The 23,734-nt window shown below is 61.4% G+C and carries 19 protein-coding genes; 3 read left to right on the top strand and 16 right to left on the bottom strand.

Annotated elements, in window-relative coordinates; genetic code table 11:
- Window positions 1-182 precede the first annotated feature (182 nt).
- Window positions 183-1,448: a L,D-transpeptidase family protein gene (locus tag FHX11_RS10145; protein WP_184357446.1), complete on the top strand. Its 1,266-nt coding sequence runs from the start codon at window positions 183-185 to the stop codon at window positions 1,446-1,448.
- On the opposite strand, the gene dnaE is transcribed toward FHX11_RS10145, so the two are convergent.
- Window positions 1,445-4,942, bottom strand: a complete 3,498-nt coding sequence (dnaE, locus tag FHX11_RS10140; RefSeq protein WP_184357445.1) for a DNA polymerase III subunit alpha — start codon at window positions 4,940-4,942, stop codon at window positions 1,445-1,447. The two genes, FHX11_RS10145 and dnaE, sit on opposite strands and share 4 nt — an antisense overlap.
- A gap of 355 nt (window positions 4,943-5,297) precedes the next feature.
- On the opposite strand from dnaE, the gene FHX11_RS10135 reads away from it, so the two are divergent.
- Together FHX11_RS10135 and FHX11_RS10130 are read left to right on the top strand one after the other, a co-directional pair.
- On the top strand, window positions 5,298-5,894 hold the full coding sequence (locus FHX11_RS10135; RefSeq protein WP_184357444.1) for a hypothetical protein: 597 nt from the start codon (window positions 5,298-5,300) through the stop codon (window positions 5,892-5,894).
- 81 nt (window positions 5,895-5,975) lie between these two features.
- Window positions 5,976-6,443: a DUF5680 domain-containing protein gene (locus FHX11_RS10130; protein WP_184357443.1), complete on the top strand. Its 468-nt coding sequence runs from the start codon at window positions 5,976-5,978 to the stop codon at window positions 6,441-6,443.
- A gap of 7 nt (window positions 6,444-6,450) precedes the next feature.
- Here the strand turns inward: FHX11_RS10130 and FHX11_RS10125 are convergent, their stop codons facing one another.
- From FHX11_RS10125 to nuoG, 15 genes are all read right to left on the bottom strand, one after another.
- Window positions 6,451-7,137 carry an ABC transporter ATP-binding protein gene (locus FHX11_RS10125; protein WP_184357442.1) on the bottom strand — a complete coding sequence of 229 codons (687 nt, stop codon included), beginning with the start codon at window positions 7,135-7,137 and terminating at the stop codon, window positions 6,451-6,453.
- A 12-nt stretch (window positions 7,138-7,149) separates the two neighbouring features.
- Window positions 7,150-8,460, bottom strand: a complete 1,311-nt coding sequence (locus tag FHX11_RS10120) for a lipoprotein-releasing ABC transporter permease subunit (RefSeq protein ID WP_184357441.1) — start codon at window positions 8,458-8,460, stop codon at window positions 7,150-7,152.
- 23 nt (window positions 8,461-8,483) lie between these two features.
- Window positions 8,484-9,806: a proline--tRNA ligase gene (proS, locus tag FHX11_RS10115; protein ID WP_184357440.1), complete on the bottom strand. Its 1,323-nt coding sequence runs from the start codon at window positions 9,804-9,806 to the stop codon at window positions 8,484-8,486.
- A 640-nt stretch (window positions 9,807-10,446) separates the two neighbouring features.
- Window positions 10,447-10,725 carry a DUF1467 family protein gene (locus tag FHX11_RS10110; protein ID WP_184357439.1) on the bottom strand — a complete coding sequence of 93 codons (279 nt, stop codon included), beginning with the start codon at window positions 10,723-10,725 and terminating at the stop codon, window positions 10,447-10,449.
- Window positions 10,726-10,920: 195 nt separating this feature from the next.
- Complete coding sequence (mce, locus tag FHX11_RS10105; RefSeq protein ID WP_184357438.1) at window positions 10,921-11,349, bottom strand: methylmalonyl-CoA epimerase; 429 nt, start codon at window positions 11,347-11,349, stop codon at window positions 10,921-10,923.
- 36 nt (window positions 11,350-11,385) lie between these two features.
- Window positions 11,386-13,059: a ribonuclease J gene (locus FHX11_RS10100; RefSeq protein WP_184357437.1), complete on the bottom strand. Its 1,674-nt coding sequence runs from the start codon at window positions 13,057-13,059 to the stop codon at window positions 11,386-11,388.
- 13 nt (window positions 13,060-13,072) lie between these two features.
- Window positions 13,073-13,840 carry a biotin--[acetyl-CoA-carboxylase] ligase gene (locus FHX11_RS10095; protein ID WP_184357436.1) on the bottom strand — a complete coding sequence of 256 codons (768 nt, stop codon included), beginning with the start codon at window positions 13,838-13,840 and terminating at the stop codon, window positions 13,073-13,075.
- Window positions 13,840-15,282: an NADH-quinone oxidoreductase subunit NuoN gene (gene nuoN, locus FHX11_RS10090; protein ID WP_184357435.1), complete on the bottom strand. Its 1,443-nt coding sequence runs from the start codon at window positions 15,280-15,282 to the stop codon at window positions 13,840-13,842. Before nuoN ends, FHX11_RS10095 begins: the two co-directional genes overlap by 1 nt.
- An 18-nt stretch (window positions 15,283-15,300) precedes the next feature.
- Window positions 15,301-16,812, bottom strand: a complete 1,512-nt coding sequence (locus tag FHX11_RS10085; protein ID WP_184357434.1) for an NADH-quinone oxidoreductase subunit M — start codon at window positions 16,810-16,812, stop codon at window positions 15,301-15,303.
- Window positions 16,812-18,806 (bottom strand): NADH-quinone oxidoreductase subunit L, encoded by a 1,995-nt coding sequence (nuoL, locus tag FHX11_RS10080; protein ID WP_184357433.1) that lies wholly within the window; start codon window positions 18,804-18,806, stop codon window positions 16,812-16,814. The genes FHX11_RS10085 and nuoL overlap by 1 nt, the downstream gene beginning before the upstream one ends.
- Before the next feature lie 7 nt (window positions 18,807-18,813).
- Window positions 18,814-19,122, bottom strand: a complete 309-nt coding sequence (gene nuoK, locus FHX11_RS10075; protein WP_007689961.1) for an NADH-quinone oxidoreductase subunit NuoK — start codon at window positions 19,120-19,122, stop codon at window positions 18,814-18,816.
- Window positions 19,123-19,153: 31 nt separating this feature from the next.
- Window positions 19,154-19,768 (bottom strand): NADH-quinone oxidoreductase subunit J, encoded by a 615-nt coding sequence (locus tag FHX11_RS10070; RefSeq protein ID WP_184357432.1) that lies wholly within the window; start codon window positions 19,766-19,768, stop codon window positions 19,154-19,156.
- Between the two features lie 151 nt (window positions 19,769-19,919).
- Complete coding sequence (gene nuoI, locus FHX11_RS10065; protein ID WP_184357431.1) at window positions 19,920-20,411, bottom strand: NADH-quinone oxidoreductase subunit NuoI; 492 nt, start codon at window positions 20,409-20,411, stop codon at window positions 19,920-19,922.
- Window positions 20,412-20,451: 40 nt separating this feature from the next.
- Window positions 20,452-21,495 (bottom strand): NADH-quinone oxidoreductase subunit NuoH, encoded by a 1,044-nt coding sequence (gene nuoH, locus FHX11_RS10060; protein ID WP_184357430.1) that lies wholly within the window; start codon window positions 21,493-21,495, stop codon window positions 20,452-20,454.
- A gap of 12 nt (window positions 21,496-21,507) precedes the next feature.
- Window positions 21,508-23,589 (bottom strand): NADH-quinone oxidoreductase subunit NuoG, encoded by a 2,082-nt coding sequence (gene nuoG, locus FHX11_RS10055; RefSeq protein ID WP_184357429.1) that lies wholly within the window; start codon window positions 23,587-23,589, stop codon window positions 21,508-21,510.
- Window positions 23,590-23,734 lie beyond the last annotated feature (145 nt).

Raw genomic sequence — 23,734 nt, 5'->3', positions numbered from 1 at the left:
CGGCTCCACATTTCACTTTAAGATTTACATAAAATACATCCTGCCGCAATTGCGTCTATCACACAGGTTTCGGCCGATCTCGCCCCGATAAAGCAATTCGATCCTGGAGCTTGTCTTCAAGTCTTCCTTAAACTTCGAAGACTAGTCTGCGGAATACGAGTATTGCGTTCTGGTATGTGTATATGAAGCCGCGTTTCCTCTTCGGACTTGGCCTGTTGTCGGCCACAGCCCTCGTTCACCCTGCTTTTGCGGCTGACGATGCCCGCACCTTGCAGATCGTCGTGTCGAAGGACCGGCAATCGCTGGCGGTCTACGATGGCGACAAGGTGGTGGCCAGCTCGAAGGTCTCGACCGGCAAGCGCGGCCACACCACGCCGAGCGGCATCTTCTCCATTCTGGAGAAGAAGGTCTATCATGAGTCCAATCTCTACTCGAACGCGCCGATGCCCTACATGCAGCGGCTGACCTGGTCGGGCATCGCGCTGCACGAATCCAACTCCGTGCCGAATTATCCAGCCTCGCATGGCTGCGTCCGCATGCCGAAGGCTTTCGCCAAGATGCTCTATCAGATGACTGAACGCGGCGTGCATGTCGTCATCGCCGATCAGCCGCTGGTGCCGCAGCCTTTCGAGCATGCCATGCTGTTCCGTCCCGATACCGCGCCCTCCCCGGTGCTGTTCTCCGATTTTGCACTGCGCCCGACGACGGCCGGCTTCCTGCCGCAAGCGCAGCCGGTTCAGGTCGCTACCAACGATGCGGCCTCGCTGCCGATGCCGCCGGCGGTGCGCACGCCACAGCCGGATCAGGCTCCCCTCAGCATCCTGATCACCCGGCGCGGCTTGCGCGAAAACGTCCGTGACCTGCAGGGCCTGCTGAATGGCCTCGGTTTTGACACCGGCACACCGGACGGCCTGCTCGGGCCGGCAACCGTGCAGGCCATCGAGGACTTCAAGACCGCGCATGGCATCACCGCCTCGGGCAGCCTTGTCAGCCCGGCGCTAATGCAGGCCGCCTATGCGGCTGCCGGTAAGGGCGAACCTCCCAATGGCGAGATCATGGTTCGTCAGAGCTTCAGGCCGATCTTCGAAGCAGCCGCGATCATCGCCGAACCGCAGGAGGCGCTCGGCACGCATTTCTTCACCACCAATGTGATCGACCGGATCAACGGCAGGGCCGACTGGTTCGGCATCACGCTGGAGGACGCGCTTTCCAAGGCTGCAAAGAAGCGGCTCGGCATTACCAGCGAGGAGCAGGCGCAATCGCTCGATGCCGCCGACCGCGCGCTTGATCGCATCACGATCCCGGAAGACGCGCGACGCAGGATCGCCGAACTGCTGACGGCAGGTTCATCGCTGACGATTTCCGACACCGGCATCGGGCCGGAAACCGGCGATGGCACCGATTTCATCACCATCACCAACAGCGGCGCGCTGGGGAAGAAGGGCTAGACCAATTCGACATCGATCACGCCGGGCGCGGTGCGCAGCGCCGCGGCGATCTCCGGCGTGATGCGATATTTCTCCGGCAGTGCCACCTCCACCTCGCGCTTGCCTTCCTCCTTGATGACGATGAAGGAGACGAGGCCGTCGCCCTTGGCGTTGAGATGGGCGGCAACCGCCTTCAGCGGACCGGAATCGCGAACATAGACGCGCAAGGCCTTCTGCATCTGCAGCGATTTCTCTTCCAGCGACTGTGCCGTCTGCAGCCGCAGGCTGATACCCTCCGGCCGCTCGTCGGCCTGCGCGGTGATGACGAAGGATTTGCCCACTTCGAGCACGTCGCGGTACTGGTTGAGCACTTCGGAAAACAGCACGCATTCGAACTGGCCCGACGCATCGGAGAAGACGAAGATGCCCATCTTGTTGCCGGTGCGCGTCTTGCGCTCCTGCTTCGAGATGACGGTTCCGGCCAGGCGGCCGTTGCTGGCCCCCTGCTTCACCGCCGCGGAGAAATCGGCGAAGGTCTGCACGCGCATCTTGTCGAGCACGCCCTTATAGGTGTCGAGCGGGTGGGCCGTCAGATAGAAGCCGAGCACCTGGAACTCGCGCAGCAGCCGCTCCGAGGCAAGCCATGGCGTGAAGGCCGGCAGCAGGATCTTCTCCGGCCCCGAAGCCGCACTTCCGAACATGTCGTGCTGCCCGCTGCGCTTGTTTTCCTGCGCGACTTGCGCATAGCCCATGATCCGGTCGATCCCGCCGATCAGCTGCGCGCGATCGATCTCGAAGCAATCGAAGGCGCCGGCGGCGATCAGGCTTTCCAGCACGCGGCGATTGATCTGCTTGGGATCGATGCGCAGGCAGAAGTCCTCGATGCCGGCGAAGGGCGTGTCGCCACGAACCTCGACGATATGATCGACGGCGGATTCGCCGACGCCCTTGATGGCAGCGAGCGCATAATAGATACGGTTGTCGCCGGTCTCGAAACGACGGAACGAGGTCTGGATCGACGGGGCGATGACGTCGATGCCGAGGCGCTTGGCGTCCTGGCGGAAATCGTTGACCTTCTCGGTGTTCGCCATATCGAGCGTCATCGACGCCGCGAGGAACTCCACCGGATAATGCGCCTTCATATAGGCCGTCTGATAGGAGACGATCGCATAGGCGGCGGCGTGTGATTTGTTGAAGCCGTAATTGGCGAATTTTGCCAGCAGATCGAAGATGACGTCCGATTGCCCCTTCGACACGCCGTTCTTGACGGCGCCGTCGACAAAGCGCTCGCGCTGCTGGTCCATCTCGGCCTTGATCTTCTTACCCATGGCGCGGCGCAGCAGATCGGCCTCGCCGAGCGAATAGCCAGAGAGCACCTGGGCGACCTGCATCACCTGCTCCTGATAGACGATAACGCCCTGGGTTTCCTTCAGCAGGTAGTCGATCTTCGGATGGATCGACTCGATCTCCTCCTCGCCATGCTTGCGGGCATTATAGACCGGGATGTTTTCCATCGGGCCTGGACGATAGAGCGCCACCAGCGCGATGATGTCCTCGATGCAGTCCGGGCGCATGCCGATCAGCGCCTTGCGCATGCCCGCGCTTTCCACCTGAAACACGCCGACCGTCTCGCCGCGCGAGAGCATGTCGTAGGTCGGCTTGTCGTCAAGGGGAATGCTGGCGAGATCGACGCTGATGCCGCGCTTGGCGACGAAATCGACCGCCGTCTTCAGGACGGTCAGCGTCTTCAGGCCGAGGAAGTCGAATTTCACCAGGCCGGCCTGCTCGACCCATTTCATGTTGAACTGGGTGACCGGCATGTCCGAGCGCGGATCGCGATACATGGGCACGAGCTTCGACAGCGGCCGGTCGCCGATGACGATACCGGCGGCGTGGGTCGAGGCGTGGCGATAGAGGCCCTCGATCTTCTGGGCGATATCCAGCAGGCGGGCGACGACGGGTTCCTTGTCGGCCTCTTCCTGTAGGCGCGGCTCTTCCTTGATCGCCTGATGCAGCGGCGTCGGATTGGCCGGGTTGTTCGGCACGAGCTTGCAGATCTTGTCGACCTGGCCATAGGGCATTTCCAGCACACGGCCAACGTCGCGAAGCGCGGCGCGCGCCTGCAGCGACCCGAAGGTGATGATCTGCGCCACCTGCTCGCGGCCATATTTGGCCTGCACATAGCGGATCACCTCTTCGCGGCGGTCCTGGCAGAAGTCGATATCGAAGTCGGGCATCGACACGCGTTCCGGATTGAGGAAGCGCTCGAACAGCAGCGAGAAGCGCAGCGGATCGACGTCGGTGATGGTGAGCGCATAGGCGACCAGCGAGCCCGCGCCAGAACCGCGGCCCGGCCCGACCGGGATATCATGGCGCTTGGCCCATTTGATGAAGTCCGCAACGATCAGGAAGTAGCCGGGGAACTTCATGCGCTCGATGACGCTGAGCTCGAACTCCAGCCGCTCGCGATACTCCTTTTCCTCGTAGCCCGGCGCCATGCCGAGCGAAGCCAGACGCTGATCGAGGCCCTCGACGGCCTGAGCCCGCAATTCCGCGACCTCTGCGCGTTCGGCCTCCTCGGCATCATCGGTCGCGCCGGTGAAGCGCGGCAGGATCGGCTTGCGCGTCTTCAGGACGAAGGAGCAGCGCCGTGCGATCTCGACGGTGTTTTCCAGCGCTTCCGGCAGATTGGAAAAGAGCTTCGCCATATCGGCGCGGCTTTTCAGATAATGGTCAGGGGTCAGGCGGAAGCGGGTGTCGTCCGACACGATGGCATTGTGGGCCACCGCCATCAGCGCGTCATGGGCATCGTAATCGTCGCGGGTCGGGAAGAAGGCCTCGTTGGTCGCGACCAGGGGCAGATCATGCTCATAAGCGAGCGCGAGCATCTTCTGCTCGTGGCGCCGGTCATAGGTGCCGTGGCGCTGCAATTCGACATAGAGCCGGTCGCCGAACAGGCGCTTCAGCGTCAGCAGCCGCGACAGCGCCTGTGGCGCGTGCCCCTCCTTCAGCGCCATATCGACCGGACCGCCGAGCGATCCCGTCAGCGCGATCATGCCTTCCGTGCCGATTTCCTCCAGCCAGGAAGCGGTGATATGGACGGCATGATTGCCTTCGCCGCCGAGATAGGCCCGGCTGACCAGATCGACGAGGCGTTCATAGCCCTGTTCCGTGGCGGCGAGGAGGATGATGGACGGCAACTTGGCCAATGCCTGCTGCGGTCCACGCTTCTCGCCCTCGACACTATCTTCCATGTCGATGGACACCTGGCAGCCGATGATCGGCTGCATGCCCTCGTCCATCGCCTTCTGGGAGAATTCCAGCGCGACGAAGAGATTATTGGTATCCGTGATGGCGATAGCCGGCTGATTGTCGCCGGCCGCCTTGGCGAGGATCTTCTTGAGCGGCAACGCACCCTCAAGAAGCGAATAGGCGGAATGGACGCGAAGATGGACGAACTCCGGCGTGTCGCCGACCGGTGCGCTCGTCGCGCCGCTGCTTCCCATCTCCGCCATCTTACGCCTTTCCGCATGCCCGAATGAATCGGCTGCATTGTCGGCATAGCGGACGATAAAGTCCAGAAGTCGCCTTCATGATTCACGGGCGTTTGGCAACATCCGTGAGTGTGAAACTCACATCGCCATCATGATGAGGGAAAAGCTGGCAACGAACATGACGATGGAGGTGAATGCTGCAACGTCTCGAATGATATCGGTCATTTACGCGCTCCTTACTCGTTATGTTTCTTATTTGTTCTATTTTTGTTCAGGAGTCAATAGTCCCCAGAAATTTTCATGGCTGCGTCCGGAAGCGCATGGATGGACGGTCGGATTGCGGCGCGCTATGACAGGACAACCGGAGGAGGTCGTCATGAAGCAGCTGGTTCTCGCAGGCGGCATCCTGCTTTTGGCAACGGCGGCCCTATCGGCCGAAACCGCCATCACGCCGGACCGCATCGTCGACGCGGCGATCGGCGACTGGAACAAGGACGGCCAGCCGGACCTCGCACTACTCGCGACAGTCCCGCCGAACGACGACAGCGACGTTGAAATCAGCATCTATATCTACCTCCGGGATAAGGAACGCTCGCTGCTCAAGCTGGCTGCCGCCGCGCCCGGCAAGGTATGGGGCCGCGCCGAGCCCGGCGGCATCATAGGGCAGGAACCGTCGATCGCCGCGCTGCCGAATGGCTCGATCGCCGTCACCTCCCAGAATGATGCGATCGGGCGCGACCGCTGGCATCAGACGCTCACGATCGCGCTGCGCAACAATGCCTTCATCGTCGCCGGCTTCACCTTCGATTATCGCGACAATCTCGAAGCCGAGCGCAGTTATAGCTGCGACTATAATGTCCTGACTGGCAAGGCGACGAAGCGCGACAAGCAGTTCAAGGCGGAAGCCAGAACCATCAGGATCGAGGATTGGGACGACGAAATCGGCCGGAAAATCTGTGAGCAAGCGCCGTAGCGCCGTATTTGTTCTCTTTATGTTCTTTACTTGCATCTGATCGCGTGGCACCCTGCGCCCTCACCATGAATGGAGAGGACCGTGCCGGATCTTGCCGAGCTCAACGATTTCATTGTCACTGCGAAAGCCGAGACCTATGTCGGCGACGGCGAACGACTGCCGTCCTGCCGGAGTGGTTCGCATGATATCGGCTATGCCAGCGGCCGCTGGCGCTATCTCGACAGCTATTTCGGCGGCACGGATTTCGCCGGGCAGGAACTGGTCTGGCTCGATGACGAGCCGGTCTGGGCGATGAATTATTTCGGCCACATCGTCGAACCCGATCTCATCGACGGCACAGCCGCGGGGATGATCATCAAGGCGTCGCTGCTGCGGCTTTACCTCGATGAGAAGCGCTTCCTCGGCGGCTTCGACTTCGACCACCCGCTCGGCCGCTATGTGGACCGCAGCACCGGCGGCTGCGACCATTTCATCGGTCACGAGGTCATTCTGGTGAAGGACCGAAAGGCTTATGAGCTGGACTATCGCGGCGGCCTGATCGTTCCCTGACAGGCGATCAGAACTCCACGACCTTGCCGTCGTTGATCGTCACGCGGCGGTCCATGCGGGCCGCAAGGTCGTGATTGTGGGTGGCGATCAGTGCCGCAAGCCCCGATTGGCGCACCAGTGCCTCGAGCGCGTCGAAGACATAATGCGCGGTCTCTGGGTCGAGGTTGCCTGTGGGCTCGTCGGCCAGCAGCACCAGCGGCGCGTTGGCGACAGCGCGGGCGATGGCAACGCGCTGCTGTTCGCCGCCGGACAGTTCGGCCGGGCGGTGATCGGCGCGGTGGCCGATGCGCATATAGTCGAGAAGCTGAGCGGCGCGGGCGCTCGCCTCCTTCCGCGACAGGCCGGAAATGAGCTGCGGCATCATGATGTTTTCCAGAGCGGAAAACTCCGGCAGCAGATGGTGGAACTGGTAGACGAAACCGATCTCGCTGCGGCGGACGGCCGTGCGCCTGTCATCGGACAAGCCCTCGCATGCCTGGCCATTGACCAGCACCTCACCGCCATCGGGATGCTCGAGCAGGCCCGCGACATGCAGGAGCGTCGACTTGCCCGTACCCGAGGGCGCGACGAGAGCGACGATCTCGCCGCTGCGCAGCGCGAAATCGGCGCCCCTCAGGATCGACAGGCGGGTCTCGCCCTGCCCGTAATGGCGCTCCACGCCGGAAAGCTGGAGAACGACGTTGCGTTTCGTCAAATGCGGTATTCCTTATTCGTACCGTAGCGCCTGCACCGGATCGAGCCGCGAGGCGCGCCAGGCCGGGAAGATCGTCGCTAGGAAGGACAATGTCAGCGCCATCACGATCACCGAGATGGTCTCTCCGAGATTCATCTGGGCCGGCAGCTTGCTGAGGAAATAGACTTCCGGATTGAAGATCACCGTGCCCGATATCCAGGAGAAGAACTGGCGGATGGATTCGATATTGAGGCAGACGAGAACGCCGAGCGCCACGCCGGCGACGGTGCCGACGACGCCGATCGCGGCACCCGTCATGAAGAAGATGCGCATGATCGCTCCCGACGTCGCGCCCATGGTGCGCAGGATGGCGATATCGCTCCCCTTGTCCTTCACCAGCATGATCAGGCCGGAGATGATGTTGAGCGCGGCGACGATGACGATCAGCGTCAGGATCATGAACATGGTGTTGCGCTCGACCTGCAGCGCCGAGAAGAAAGTCGCGTTGACCTGACGCCAGTCGGTCAAAAAGATCTGCCGTCCGGCCGCGGCCTCGATCTTCGGCCTGAGCTCGTCGACATCGTCCGGATTGCTGACGAAAAGCTCAATCTTCTCGACGATGCCTTCGGCATTGAAGAAGACCTGTGCTTCCTCGAGCGGCATGAACACCACCGAGGCATCATATTCCGACATGCCCACCTCGAAAATGCCGGAGATGGTGTAGGCCTTGACGCGCGGATTGACCCCGAAAGGTGTCACGTCGCCATCCGGCGCAGTGAGCGTGATCTGATCGCCGACCGTCAGCCCCAGCTGCCGGGCGAGCCGCGAGCCGACCATGACGCCCTGTCCGGCGGCAAAGCCGACCATGTCGCCGCTAATGATGTGGTCCGAAACCGTCTTGAGTTTGGTCAGATCCTCGGAGCGGATACCACGCACCAGCGCGCCGGTGCCGGAGCCGCCACGACCGGAGGCGAGCGTCTCGCCCTCGACCAGCGGCAGGGCCATGGTGACGCCGGGAACGGTGGTGAATTTCTGCGTCAAAGCAGCATAGTCATTCAACGGCGAATCGATCGGCTGGACAACGACATGGCCGTTGAAGCCGAGAATCTGCTTGAAGAGCTCGGCGCGGAAGCCATTCATGACCGCCATCACGATGATCAGCGCCGCGACGCCGAGCATGATCCCGACCAGCGAAAAGCCGGCAATGACCGAGATCGACGCCTCCTTGCGCCTGGAGCGCAGATAGCGCCAGGCGACGAGCCGTTCGAAACCGGAAAAGGGACGCGATGACGGGCTGGTCGTTGAAGACTTTTCCTGCTGCTCGGCTGCCGCGCTTACCGCCATTCGCTTCTCTTCCTATCGTTTGCTCAGCCTGCCAGACGGTTGATCGCCGCCTCGACGGTCATGGTCTCGCGAGCGCCGGTCTTCCGGTCCTTGACTTCCACCTCGCCGTTCGCGATCGACCGCGGTCCGACGATGATCTGTACGGGCACGCCGATCAGATCGGCGGTCGCGAACTTCGTGCCGGCGCGCTCGTCGCGATCGTCGTACAACACGTCCTTGCCAGCCTTCGACAGCGCGGCGTAGACGGTTTCGCAAGCAGCATCGCAAGCCTCGTCGCCCGCCTTCATGTTGATCACGACGACATCAAAGGGCGCGACCGAAGCCGGCCAGATGATTCCGTTCTCGTCATGCGATGCTTCGATGATGGCGGGAACAAGGCGTGTCGGGCCGATACCGTAAGATCCCATGTGGACAGCATGTTCCTTGCCGTCAGGGCCTTGAACCTTCGCGCCCATCGGTTCGGAATATTTGGTGCCGAAATAGAAGATGTGACCGACCTCGATGCCGCGCGCCGACAGGCGCTCGCCTTCGGGAATGGCGTTGAAGGCAGCCTCGTCATGCATCTCGGAGGTCGCCGCATAAAGCGACGTCCATTTGTCGAAAATGCCCTTCAGGCCGGCGGCGTCATCGAAATTCGTGTCTTCCGGGGGAATGTCGAAATTGACGAAATCCTTGTGGCAGAAGACTTCGGATTCGCCGGTATCGGCGAGAATGATGAACTCGTGGCTGAGCTCACCGCCGATCGGGCCGGTGTCGGCGCGCATCGGGATTGCGCGAAGACCAAGGCGATCGAAGGTGCGCAGATAGGCCGTGAACATCTTGTTATAGGCAATCACGGCGCCTTCCTGCGTCAGATCGAAGGAATAGGCATCCTTCATCATGAATTCGCGCGAGCGCATGGTGCCGAAGCGCGGACGGATCTCGTCGCGGAACTTCAGCTGGATATGATAGAGGTTGAGCGGCAGGTCCTTGTAGGACTTGACGTAGGACCGGAAGATGTCGGTGACCATCTCCTCATTGGTCGGGCCGTAGAGCATGGGCCGATCCTGGCGGTCCTTGATACGCAGCATCTCCTTGCCATAGGCATCGTAGCGGCCGCTTTCCTGCCAGAGCTCGGCCGACTGCAAGGTCGGCATCGACAGCTCGATAGCGCCGGAACGGTTCTGTTCCTCGCGGATGATCTTGTTGACCTTGTCGAGAACGCGCTTGCCCAGCGGCAGCCACGAATAGATGCCTTGCGACTGCTGGCGGATCATGCCGGCACGCAGCATCAGCCGGTGGGACACGATCTCGGCCTCCTTGGGATTTTCCTTCAGGATGGGCAGGAAGTAACGGGACAGGCGCATAGGCTAATTCCAAATGGTTTGACGTTCCACCCTTGGCGGAATCGCGCGAAAATTGATTGCTGGAGGCAGTTCATAACTGCTTCGGCGCAGGAAGGAAACCCGCATTTGCGCGGACCGAATCCGGCGAATACCCGCAAATGCCGGGCACTCTGATATATTTCCACGAATTCGAAAAAATGCATGTTTATAAGGCTTTGTGGCAAAAAGCTGTCAACAGAAAAATTCTGCGCGACTGTAACAAAAAAGCAAAAAAACAGATGACAAAGCTCATTCTTTGAGCTAATTTTAGCTCACAAAAGAGGCAAGAAGGCTAAATTCTTGCCGTTTCGCGGTCAAGTCTTGGGAGGATCAGATCTTAGGCGCGCTCGTCGCAGCCCCGGCAACGGATAAGGATCACGCGATACTTTAAAACAAGGCTTATAGCCTTGTTTTTTTTTGCTTTTCACGCCTCGATCAACGGCCTGGGACCTCAAGCACGAGGGCCTGAAAACAGGCATTTGCCGCGACCCATCGTCTCGATGAAACCATTGTCGCGACGCCGCCTCTTTGCCTCAGGCAGATGACAGCGGTGTGACGATTTTCAGGCCATTCCGTGACACGTATTCATCAACCTGCATCCCGGATATTCCCGAGGACCTGCTCAGTCGTCGTAATGCGGAATGATCGACGGTATGGAGTTGAAGCCGAAGCCGAAATAATGGGCGCTCACATACCATGCGGCATAGATGACGGCGGAGACCAGGGTCGTGATCAGGACCACGCGCCAGCCTCGGAATTTCGTCGGCGCGCTTTCGACCGTTCCGAGAATGACCTGACCGTCCTCGGCTTGCGTTCGCAGGCCGAACGGCAACACCGCGAAGAGCGTGATCCACCAGACAACGAAATAGACGGCGCAAGTCGAGAAAATCTGCTGGGCCATGGTGCTTCCTCATGACAGGCGCAAAGCCGCCTGCCCCTCCCGTCTAGAAGGGCTCCGTGTTTCACGGAACCGCTCTATCTATTGTTCTGGTGCAATTCCAAACGGAAAACCGCTGAGCACTTTTCCTGGAATTGCTATAGTCAGCTTATAGAGCCAAAGCCCTCGCGTTTCAAAGCAAGGCCCAGCGCCCTAATGTCACACCGCCGCTCCACTCCGGCGTGAGCTCTCTTCGAGCTCGATCAGCGTGCCGAAGAAATCCTTGGGATGCAGAAACAGTACCGGCTTGCCATGCGCGCCGATCTGCGGTTCGTCACCGCCCAGCACCCGTGCGCCTCCCGCCACCAGGCGATCGCGCGCCGCCAGGAGATCATCCACCTCGTAGCAGATATGATGCATGCCGCCTGTGGGATATCTGGCAAGGAACTTCACCAGCGGCGAGTCCGCGCCGAGCGGCTCCAGCAATTCGACCTTGCTGTTCGGCAATTCGACGAAAACGACCGTGACGCCATGTTCCGGCAAGGCCTGCGGCGCGGACACCTTGGCGTCCAGCATCTCGCGATAGGTTGCGGCGGCAATTTGGACGTCGGGAACAGCGATGGCGATATGATTGATGCGCTTGAGCATGACGATCCCTTTTGTCCGACCGGATGGAGACGCGGATCAGTCCGCCAGGCGCGTGACGAATACGGTCACGACCGGCTTCTTGCCCCAGCCATGGTTCGCGGCGGCGCGTACCGCGCGGCGCGCGGCCTCCTGCAGCATGTTCAGATCCTTGCGGCGCGCGCGCGGGATGCTCTCGATGGCACTGACGACGGCGTCGAAGAGCGTGTCCTCCATCTCCTCTCCCTCGTCATCATAGGCAGGAAGGCCGATCGGCACGATATCGGGATCACCGACGATGTCATAGCGAGCATCGAGCACGACGTTGACGGCGACATGGCCGACATAGGAGAGCTTCTTGCGCTCGCCGATACCCATCTCGTCGAAATCGCCGATCAATATGCCGTCCTTGAAGATCCGGCCATGCGGCGCCTCGCCGATCACCTCGGCCGGCCCGGGCGCCAGACGCAGGATATCGCCGTTGCGGACCCGCGGCACGGTCGCGATGCCGGATTGCTCGGCCAGTTCCTTATGCGCGGTCAGATGCGTCGCCTCGCCATGCACCGGCACGACGATTTTCGGACGCGTCCACTCATACATCTTCTGCAGCTCGTTGCGGCGCGGATGGCCGGAGACATGCACCAGCGCCTCGGCATCCGTCACCACATGCACGCCCTGCTCGGTCAGGCCGTTCTTGATATCCTGGATGGCCTTCTCGTTGCCGGGAATGGCGCGCGAGGAGAAGACGACGATATCGCCGGCGGCGAGCGCGACGTTGCGCATCTCGTCGCGGGAGAGCTTGGCCAGGGCGGCGCGGGGCTCGCCCTGACTGCCGGTCAGAATGACGACGACCTTGTCGCGCGGGATATAGCCATATTCGTCCTCGGCGATGAACGGCTTGATACCCTCCATGAGGCCGATATCGCGGGCGACATCGACGACGCGCTTCAGCGAGCTGCCGAGCAGCAGCACTTCGCGGCCGGCAGCTTCGGCAGCCTCGGCGATCGTGCGGATACGGCCGACATTGGAGGAGAAGGTGGTGATCGCCACCCTGCCCTCGGCATCTTCGATGATCTTGCGCAGGCTGGCGGAAACGTCCTTCTCCGACGGCGACACGCCGTCGCGGAGCGCATTGGTGGAATCGCACATCAGCGCCAGCACGCCTTCGTCGCCCAACTGGCGGAAGCGCGTCTCGTCGGTCAGCGGCCCAAGCGACGGCTCGTGGTCGATCTTCCAGTCGCCGGTATGGATCACATTGCCCGCGGGCGTGCGGATCATCAGCGACATCGGCTCGGGGATCGAGTGGTTGACGGCCACGCCTTCAATCTCAAAGGGGCCGACATTGATACGATCGCCAGCTTTGAACAGCGTGACCGGAATTTCGCCCATCGACTTCTCATAATCGCGCTTGGCCTCCAGCAGGCCGGCGGTAAAGGCGGAGGCATAGATCGGAACATTCAGGCCCGGCCAGAGATCGTTCAGCGCGCCGTAGTGATCCTCATGCGCATGGGTGATGATGATGCCCTTGAGGTTCTTGCGTTCCTTGGCGAGGAAGCGGATGTCGGGCAGCACAAGATCGACGCCCGGCAGGTCCGGCCCCGGAAAGGTGACGCCGCAATCGACCATGATCCACTGGCGATGCTCCGGCGCGCCATAGCCGTAAAGCGCGAGGTTCATGCCGATCTCGCCGACGCCGCCGAGAGGCAGGAACACCAGTTCGTCTTGCTTCGCCATATCTATCTTTTACCTACGATCTGAAAAAAACGTCGCCCGCCGCGATCGGCAGGATCTTGCCGCCGCCGGTATCGAGCATCAACAAGCCATTATCATCAATTCCGGAGAAATGGCCGGAAATCGAACGATCCGGCAGGTTCACCGTGATCTTTTCGCCGATGCCGCAGGCGACCTCGCGCCAGCGCGCCGTGATCTCCCGAATGCCCTTGCCACGGTCCCAGGCGCCCAGCACTTCCGCCATCGCGGCATAGAGATGCGCAAACAGTTCTTCCGCCGAGACCGTCGAGCCCTGCTCGCGCAGGCAGGTGACCGGATACATCGTATTCTCGGGCATGACCGCGACATTGATGCCGATGCCGATCACCAGCGCATAGCGTCCATCGGCAAGCGCCTCGCCCTCGATCAGGATACCGCAGGTTTTCTTGCGGCCGATCAGGATGTCGTTCGGCCACTTGACTTCGACAGGTTCGGCGGCGAGCGGCAGCACGGAGCGCACCGCCTGCTGCACGGCCACCGCGACGGCCAGAGGCAGGGAGCCGAGGCGATCCATCGGCGCGGGATCGATCAAAAGAAGGGATGCATAGAGATTGCCGCGTTCCGACACCCAGGGGCGTCCGCGGCGTCCACGCCCGCCGGTCTGGCGGGCCGCCGTCACCCAGAGATTGCCTTCATCGCCCGCCCGTGCCCGTTCCAGGCACTCGCTGTTGGTCGATGCGGTCTCCGCGAGGGCATCATGCCGGAAGTCGCCGAGCGACTTCCGGCTGTTCATGTCAGACGCCATCAAAACAGCGTCGCGGCTGCGAGATCGGCAGCACCGCCGATTGCGCCGCCGAAGAAGACGTAGGTGATGACGAAGAGACCGGACAGGCCGAAGACCAGACGCAGCGAACCGGCCGTGCGGGTGAACTCGTCCTTGGCCTCATCGAACCACATCACCTTGATGACGCGCAGATAGTAGTAGGCGCCGACCACCGATGCGAGCACGCCGATGATGGCGAGCGCATAGAGATGTGCCTGGATGGCAGCGACGAAGACGAAGTACTTCCCGAAGAAGCCCGCGAGCGGCGGAATGCCGGCCAGCGAGAACATCAGCGCCGTCAGCACCACCGCCATGAAGGGGTTGGTGGTCGCGAGGCCCGAGAGATCGTCGATGTTTTCCACCAGGCGGCCATCCTTGCGGCGCATCGCCATGATGATGGCGAAGGTGCCGAGCGTCATGACCATGTAGATGACCATGTAGAGCATGACGCCGGAGACACCGGTCTTGCTGCCGGCGGCAAGGCCGACCAGCGCGTAGCCCATGTGACCGATGGAAGAATAGGCCATCAGTCGCTTGAAGTTGCGCTGGCCGATGGCCGCGAAGGCACCGAGCACCATCGACGCAATCGAGATGAAGACGATGACCTGCTGCCAGTCGGCAAGCACCGGATGGAAGGCGGTGATGACGATGCGGGTGAGGATCGCCATCGCCGCAACCTTCGGAGCGGCTGCGAAGAAGGCGGTGACCGGGGTCGGCGCGCCTTCGTAGACGTCCGGCGTCCACATGTGGAACGGCACGGCGGAGATCTTGAAGGCAAGGCCGGCAAGGATGAAGACCAGACCGAAGACGAGGCCGAGCGACCGGGTTTCGGCACTGAGCGCGGTGGCGATGGCATCGAAGGTCGTGTGGCCGGTGAAGCCGTAGACCAGCGACATGCCGTAGAGCAGCATGCCGGAAGACAGCGCGCCGAGCACGAAATACTTCAGGCCCGCTTCCGTCGACTTGAGGCTGTCGCGGTTGATGGCGGCAACGACGTAGAGCGCCAGCGACTGCAATTCCAGCGACAGGTAGAGCGAGATCAGATCATGCGCCGAGATCATCAGCAGGATGCCGAGCGTCGCCAGCAGCAGCAGCACCGGGAATTCGAAGCGATCGAGTTGCTGCTCGCCCGCCTGCCCCATGCTCATGAACATGGCGACGATCGAACCGATCAGCGCCACGACCTTCATGAAGCGCGAGAAGCCGTCGGCGAGATAGGCGCCGCCGTAGGCCAGGCCTTCGTCCGGCACGAAGATGATCCAGAGACCGGCCACCGCCAGAAGCGCGATGGCAAGGCCGGTGACCGTCGGTCCCGACCGTTCGCCTGAGAAGACGCCGATCATGAGCAGCACAAGCGCACCGACCGCGAGTATGAGCTCCGGGATGGAAAGGTGCAGGCTTGCAAGGATTGTTTCAGCAGTCATGTCGAAAAAGTCCCGTCATCAATTCATCGACAGCGCAACATTCTGCGCAGCGTGCAGGGCAGCGGTGTAGTTGTTTACGAGCAGGTCCACCGAAGCGGCCGTGGCATCGAAGATCGGAGCCGGATAGACGCCGAAGAGGATGGTCAGTGCGATCAGCGGATAGAGGATCAGCTGTTCGCGCGGCGACAGATCCAGCAGCTTCTTCAGGTTTTCCTTCTCCAGCGCGCCGAAGATGACCCGGCGATAGAGCCAGAGCGCATAGGCGGCCGACAGGATGACGCCGGTGGCGGCAAAGAGCGCGACCCAGCTGTTGACGCGGAAGACGCCGATCAGGGTCAGGAATTCGCCGATGAAACCGGAAGTGCCGGGCAGGCCGACATTGGCCATGGTGAAGACCATCATGGCAACGGCATATTTCGGCATGTTGTTGACCAGACCGCCATAGGCCGCGATCTCGCGGGTATGGGTGCGGTCATAGATCACGCCGACGCAGAGGAAGAGCGCGCCCGAGACGATGCCGTGCGACAGCATCTGGAAGATAGCACCCTGAACACCTTGCTGGTTGGCCGCGAAGATGCCCATGGTGACATAGCCCATGTGCGCGACCGAGGAATAGGCGATCAGCTTCTTGATGTCTTCCTGCATCAGCGCCACCAGCGAGGTGTAGATGATGGCGATGACCGACAAAGCGAAGACGAGCGGCGCGAAATATTCCGACGCGTTCGGGAACATGCCGAGCGAGAAGCGGATCAGACCGTAGCCGCCGAGCTTCAGGAGGACGCCGGCCAGGATGACCGAGCCCGCCGTCGGCGCCTGAACGTGCGCGTCGGGCAGCCAGGTATGAACCGGCCACATCGGCATCTTCACCGCGAAGGAGGCGAAGAAGGCGAGCCAAAGCCACGTCTGCATCTGCACGGGGAACTTATAGGCGAGCAGCGCCTGAATGTCGGTCGTGCCAGCCTGCCAGTACATCGCCATGATGGCGAGCAGCATCAGCACCGAACCGAGCAGCGTATAGAGGAAGAACTTGTAGCTGGCGTAGACGCGGTCCTTGCCGCCCCAGACGCCGATGATCAGGAACATCGGGATGAGGCCGGCTTCGAAGAAGACGTAGAACAGCACGATATCCAGCGACACGAACACGCCGATCATCATCGTCTCGAGGACGAGGAAGGCGATCATGTAGTCCTTCAGGCGCTTCTCGACCGAGAGCCAGCTTGCCAGCACGCAGAAGGGCATCAGGAAGGTCGACAGGATGACGAACAGCATGGAGATGCCGTCGACGCCCATGTGATAGCTAATGCCGGAGCCGAGCCAGCCATGCTTCTCGATCATCTGGAAGCCGGGATTGGCGTTGTCGAAACCGATCCAGATGAACAGCGAGACGACAAAGGTGAAGACCGTCGTCAGCAGCGAGACGTTCAGGATATTGCGGCGGCCGTTCGGTCCGTCATCCCGCATGAACAGCAGAAGGAGGACGCCGACCAGCGGCAGGAACGTGACCGTTGAAAGAATGGGCCAATCGGTCATCAGAAGGAACTCCCGAGCATCATCCAGGTAACGAGGGCCGCAATGCCCAGAAGCATCGCGAAGGCATAGTGATAGAGGTAACCGGTCTGCAGGCGGACGACGCGGTTGGTGACATCGACGACGCGGGCGGCAACACCGTTGGGACCGACCGTATCGATGACCCCGATGTCGCCCTTCTTCCAGAGGAAGCGGCCAAGCGCCTTGGCGGTGCGGACGAAGAGGAAGTCATAGAGCTCGTCGAAGTACCACTTGTTCAGCAGGAACTCGTAGAGCACGCGATGCTGCTCGGCGAGCCTGCGCGGCGTTTCCGGCGACTTGATGTACATGTACCAGGCAGTGACCAGACCGAGCAGCATGGCGACGAACGGGCTGAGCTCGACCCAATGCGGCGCATGTTCCATCTCTTCGAGGATCTTGTTGTCCGGCAGCGTGAACAGCGCGTGCTTCCAGAACTCCTCATAGGCATGGCCGACGAAGTCCGCATGGAAATACATGCCGGCGGCAACGGCGCCGATCGCCAGCAGATAAAGCGGGATCAGCATGACGTTCGGCGATTCATGCACATGGTGCATGACCTCGTGCGAAGCGCGCGGCTTGCCGAAGAAGGTCATGAAGATCAGGCGCCAGGAATAGAAGCTGGTGAACAGCGCGGCGATGACCAGCAGCGTGAAGGCAAAGCCGGCAGCCGCATTGTGCGAGGTGAAGGCGGCGAGAATGATCGCGTCCTTCGACAGGAAGCCGGCAAAGCCGATATGGGTCAGCGGAATGCCGACACCGGTGATCGCCAGCGTGCCGATGATCATCATCCAGAAGGTCTTCTGGATATGTGGACGCAGGCCGCCCATGTAACGCATGTCCTGCTCGCCGTCGACGGCATGGATGACCGAGCCGGCGCAGAGGAAGAGCAGTGCCTTGAAGAAGGCGTGCGTAAAGAGGTGGAAAATGGCCGCGCCATAGGCGCCGACGCCGAGCGCCACGAACATGTAGCCGAGCTGCGAACAGGTCGAATAGGCGATGACGCGCTTGATGTCGTTCTGCACGAGGCCGACGGTCGCCGCGAAGAAGGCGGTGATCGCGCCGATGATGGTGACCACGGTCAGCGCATCCGGCGACAGTTCGAAGATCGGCGACATGCGGGCGACGAGGAAGACGCCGGCGGTGACCATGGTCGCGGCATGGATGAGCGCCGACACAGGCGTCGGGCCTTCCATGGCGTCCGGCAGCCAGGTGTGCAGCAGGAACTGCGCCGACTTGCCCATCGCGCCCATGAAGAGCAGCAGGCAGACGCCGGTAAGCGCCTGGCCGCGATCGAGATGCAGGCCGAAGAGGTTCAGCACGATATCGCCAGGCTGGCCGCCCTGCCCCGCGGCAAAGCTCTGGGCATTGCCGAAGATGACGTCGAAATTGATCGAGCCGAAGAGAACGAAGACGCCGGCAATGCCGAGAACGAAACCGAAGTCGCCGACGCGGTTGACGATGAAGGCCTTCATCGCGGCGGCGGAAGCCGACGGCTTCTTGAACCAGAAGCCGATCAGCAGATAGGAGGCGAGACCGACGCCTTCCCAGCCGAAGAACATCTGGGCGAGGTTGTCGGAGGTCACCAGCATCAGCATGGCGAAGGTGAAGAGCGAGAGATAGGCGAAGAAGCGGGGACGATGCGGATCGTGATGCATGTATCCGATCGAATAGACGTGAACGAGGGTCGAGACCGAGTTCACGACGATCAGCATCACCGAGGTCAACGTGTCGACGCGCAGCGACCAGGCGACATCGATGCCGCCGGACTGAATCCAGCGCAGCACCTCGACCTTGATCGGCTCTTCGCCATGGCCGAGCGCCACCGTGAAAAAGACCACCCAGGACAGGATCGCGGCGATGATCATCAAGCCGGTGGTGACGTATTCCGACGCCTTGGCGCCGATGCCGCGACCGAAGAGGCCGGCGATGATCGCGCCAATCAGGGGAAGAAAGACGATAGCCTTATATAAGAACATAGCTGTATCAGCCCTTCATCACGTTGACGTCTTCGACGGCGATGGAGCCGCGATTACGGTAGAAGACGACGAGAATTGCGAGACCGATGGCCGCTTCCGCAGCAGCGACGGTCAGAATGAACAGAGCGAAGACCTGGCCGACGATGTCGTTGAGGAACGACGAGAAGGCGACCATGTTGATGTTGACCGCGAGCAGAATGAGCTCGACCGACATCAGGATGATGATGACGTTCTTGCGGTTCAGGAAGATGCCGAAGACGCCGAGCACGAAAAGGATGGCGCTGACCGTAAGGTAGTGGGAAAGTCCGATGACCATGTTCTTGTTCCTTTGACCCTCGTGCCTCGCCTCAGACGCCCTGCCCCGGCTTGACCTTGACCACCTCGACGGCGGTCTCGGGCGTGCGGGCGACCTGCTGAGAAATGTTCTGGCGCTTGATGTGTGTGCGATGCTTCAGCGTCAGGACGATCGCGCCGATCATCGCGACCAGCAGCACAAGGCCGGCGATCTCGAAGAAATAAACGTAGTTGGTATAGAGCACGTCGCCGAGAGCGGCCGTGTTCGTGCGATCCGTCAGCGCCGGGATCGGCATGGCGACCGCCTTGGCGACATTGGGCGAAATCACGCTGCCGCCGATGACCACGATCAGCTCGGCCGCAAGGATGATGCCGATCAGCGCGCCGATCGGGGCATATTCCAGGATGCCTGCCCTGAGCTCGGAGAAGTCGATGTCGAGCATCATGACGACGAAGAGGAAGAGAACCGCGACGGCGCCGACATAGACGACCAGCAGGATCATCGCCAGGAATTCCGCCCCCAGGAGGAGGAAGAGACCGGCGGCATTGAAGAAGACCAGGATGAGGAACAGGACCGAGTGGACCGGATTCCGCGCCGAGATGACCATGAACGCCGACGCTACCGCGACAAAGGCGAAGATATAGAAAAATAGAGCCTGCAGACCCATGATTGGTGCCTTTTTCGTCTTCCCCCGGGCAGCCGGGAGTGTCCCTGCCCGATGGAGCTCGGCTGGACGTCCGTCCGGCAAAGCCCCGGTCTCAATTCAACCGCGACGGCGGCAATTTTCGCCGCCGGTCATGGCATATTCAAAATTCCGCTCAGCGGTAGGGCGAATCCTGCGCGATGTTGCGCGCGATTTCGCGTTCCCAGCGGTCGCCATTTTCCAGAAGCCGCGCCTTGTCGAAATAAAGCTCTTCGCGGGTTTCCGTGGCGAATTCGAAGTTCGGCCCTTCGACGATGGCGTCGACCGGGCAGGCTTCCTGGCAGAAGCCGCAATAGATGCACTTCACCATGTCGATGTCGTAACGCACCGTGCGGCGGGTGCCGTCATTGCGGCGCGGCCCGGCCTCGATGGTGATGGCCTGGGCAGGACAGATGGCTTCGCAGAGCTTGCAGGCGATGCAACGCTCTTCACCGTTCGGATAGCGGCGCAGCGCATGTTCGCCGCGGAAGCGCGGGCTGACCGGCCCCTTCTCGAAGGGGTAGTTGATCGTCGCCTTCTGCTTGAAGAAGTAGCGCATCGACAAAAAGAACGCGCCGACGAATTCCTTGAGGAACAGCGAGCTGACGGCGTTGGAAAATCCGGCCATCTTCAACCTCCAAATCTGCTTGAAGCGAGGATCGACATCATCATGCCCATCCCATCAGCTTCAGCACGAATGCAACGATAATGACCATGGCGAGCGACAGCGGCAGGAAGACCTTCCAGCCAAGGCGCATGAGCTGGTCGTAGCGGTAGCGCGGCACGAAAGCCTTGACCATCGCGAACATGAAGAAAACCAGGCACGACTTCAGCAGGAACCAGATGATGCCGGGAACCCAGTTCAGGATCCAGATATCGACCGGAGGCAGCCAGCCGCCGAGGAACAGGATCGTGGTCAGCGAGCACATCAGGACGACGGCCGCATATTCGCCGAGCATGAACATCATGTAGGGCGAAGAGCCGTACTCCACCATGAAGCCGGCGACCAGCTCCGATTCCGCTTCCGGAAGGTCGAAGGGCGGACGGTTGGTTTCAGCCAGCGCCGAAATGAAGAACACGATGAACATCGGGAACAGCGACAGCCAGTGCCAGTCGAGGAACGAGGCCGGCAGGCCGAGCTTGGTGCCGAGACCCGTCTGCTGCGACATGACGATATCCGTGAGATTCAGCGAACCGACGCAGAGCAGGACGGTGACGATGACCAGGCCGATCGAGACTTCGTAGGACACCATCTGCGCGGCGGAACGCAGCGCGCCGAGGAACGGGTACTTCGAGTTCGAAGCCCAGCCGCCCATGATGATGCCGTATACTTCGAGCGACGAGATCGCCAGAATGTAGAGAATGCCGACATTGATGTTGGCGATGACCCAGCCGTTCGCCACCGGCACGACGGCCCAGGTGGCAAGTGCCAGCACCACGGAAACCAGCGGCGCCAGCAGGAAGACCGCCTTGTTGGCGCCGGCCGGAATGATCGGCTCCTTGACCATGAACTTCAAAAGGTCGGCGAAGGACTGGAACAGACCGAAGGGGCCGACGACGTTCGGGCCGCGGCGAAGCTGAACCGCCGCCCAGATCTTGCGGTCGGCAAGAAGGATATAGGCGATGAAGATCAGCAGGCAGACCAGGAGCAGCAGGGACTGACCGATGATAATCAGCGCCGGCCAAAGATAGGTCGAAACGAATGAATCCATAGTCCTCTGCCCTTACTCTGCCGCAGCCTGGAAATTGTTGCGGGCCAATGCCGAGCACTCAGCCATAACAGCCGAGGCGCGCGCTATCGGGTTCGTCAAATAGAAGTCTTTGATCGGCGACGCAAATGCCGATTTGCCCATCGCGCCGGCTTTTTTCGCAAGTGCGGCAATTTGGGCGCTATCACCTTCGGCAATCTCGTCGATACCGGCGAAATGCGGGAAGGCAGCATAGAGCTTGACGCGCAATTCTCTCAGCGAATCAAAGGGAAGCTTCTTGCCGAGCACGTCGGAAAGGGCGCGGATGACGGCCCAGTCCTCACGGGCATCGCCCGGCGCGAAGCCGGCGCGGTTGCCGACCTGGACGCGGCCTTCGGTGTTGACCCAGGTGCCCGACTTTTCGGTGTAGGTCGCGGCCGGCAGGATGACGTCGGCATTCTGCGCGCCTTCGTCGCCATGCGAGCCGATATAGACGGTGAACTTCGCGCCCTTGCGGCTGAAGTCCAGCTCGTCGGCGCCGAGCAGGAAGAGGACATCCATGGAGGCGAGCATCTGGGCTGCGTTGACGCCCTTTTCGCCCGGCACGAAGCCGAGGTCGAGGCCGCCGACGCGGGATGCGGCGGTGTGGAGCACGGCAAAGCCGTTCCAGCCATCCTTGACGACGCCGACGGCGGCGGCAAGCTTGGCGGCATTCGCCAGTACGGCGGCGCCGTCCTCACGGATGAGCGCGCCCTGACCGATGATGATCATCGGCTTCTGCGCGGTCTTCAGAACGTCGGCGAACTTGTGCGAACCGTTGACGATATCGGCCAGCGTTTCCGGACCGGCGCCGAGATAGTCGTAGGAATAACGCAGGTCGGCAGCTTCACCGATCACGCCGATCGGGAACTTGCCGCGGCGCCAGCGCTTGCGGATGCGCGAGTTCAGCACGGCTGCTTCGAAGCGCGGATTGGCGCCGACGATCAGCAGCGCGTCGGCGGCTTCGATGCCTTCGATGCTCGGATTGAAGATGTAGCTTGCGCGGCCGAGCGACGGATCAAGCGCCGTCCCGTCCTGACGACAGTCGAGATTTTCCGATCCCAGTGATTTCAGCAGTTCGGAAAGGGCGTACATTTCCTCGACGGACGCAAGATCGCCGGCAATCGCGCCGATCTTGTCGCCGCTGGTGGCTGATACCGCGGACTTGATGGCGGCGAAGGCGTCGCCCCAGGTCGATGCCTGCAGGCGGCCGTCCTTGCGGACATAGGGCTTGTCGAGACGCTGCGTCTTCAGGCCGTCCCAGATGAAGCGGGTCTTGTCGGAAATCCACTCCTCGTTGATCTGCTCGTTGACGCGCGGCAGCACGCGCATGACTTCGCGGCCACGCGTGTCGACGCGGATCGCCGAGCCGAGCGCGTCCATGACGTCGATCGATTCGGTCTTGTTCAGCTCCCACGGACGGGCAGTGAAGGCGAAGGGCTTCGAGGTCAGCGCACCGACCGGGCAAAGGTCGACAACGTTGCCCTGCAGCTCGGAGGTCATCGCCCGCTCGAGATAGGTGGTGATCTCGGCGTCTTCGCCGCGGCCGATCAGGCCGAGTTCGGAAATGCCGGCGACTTCCGTCGTGAAGCGGACGCAGCGCGTGCAGTGAATGCAGCGGTTCATCACGGTCTTGACGAGCGGGCCGATATACTTGTCCTCGACGGCGCGCTTGTCTTCCTGATAGCGTGAGCTGTCGATGCCGAAGGCCATGGCCTGGTCCTGCAGATCGCATTCGCCACCCTGGTCGCAGATCGGGCAATCCAGCGGGTGGTTGATCAGCAGGAATTCCATGACGCCTTCGCGGGCCTTCTTGACCATCGGCGTGTTGGTGAAGACTTCCGGAAGCTCGCCGTTCGGGCCGCCGCGAATGTCGCGCACGCCCATGGCGCAGGATGCCTGCGGCTTCGGCGGGCCACCCTTCACCTCGACGAGGCACATGCGGCAATTGCCGGCCACCGACAGTCGTTCATGGAAGCAGAAGCGCGGGACTTCGGCACCGGCTTCCTCGCACGCCTGGATAAGCGTGTAGTGATCCGGGACTTCGATCTCTTTTCCGTCAATCTTCAGTTTTGCCATCGTCCACTCAGTCCTATGTCATCTCTGCCGCCGAACCTGGCCGCAGATAATTTCTCATGACCGCAACACCAGTATCGCCATCGGCACGTCATTCGAGCCACATGGCACCGGTCTTGCTCACAATCACCTTTACCGGACCTTGCCC

Origin of the sequence: Rhizobium sp. BK602, from assembly GCF_014195095.1 — a bacterium.
In the GTDB taxonomy this organism is placed as follows: domain Bacteria; phylum Pseudomonadota; class Alphaproteobacteria; order Rhizobiales; family Rhizobiaceae; genus Rhizobium.
The sequence above is the reverse complement of the archived record's forward strand: the minus strand, read 5'-3'. Positions and strand labels throughout refer to the sequence as shown.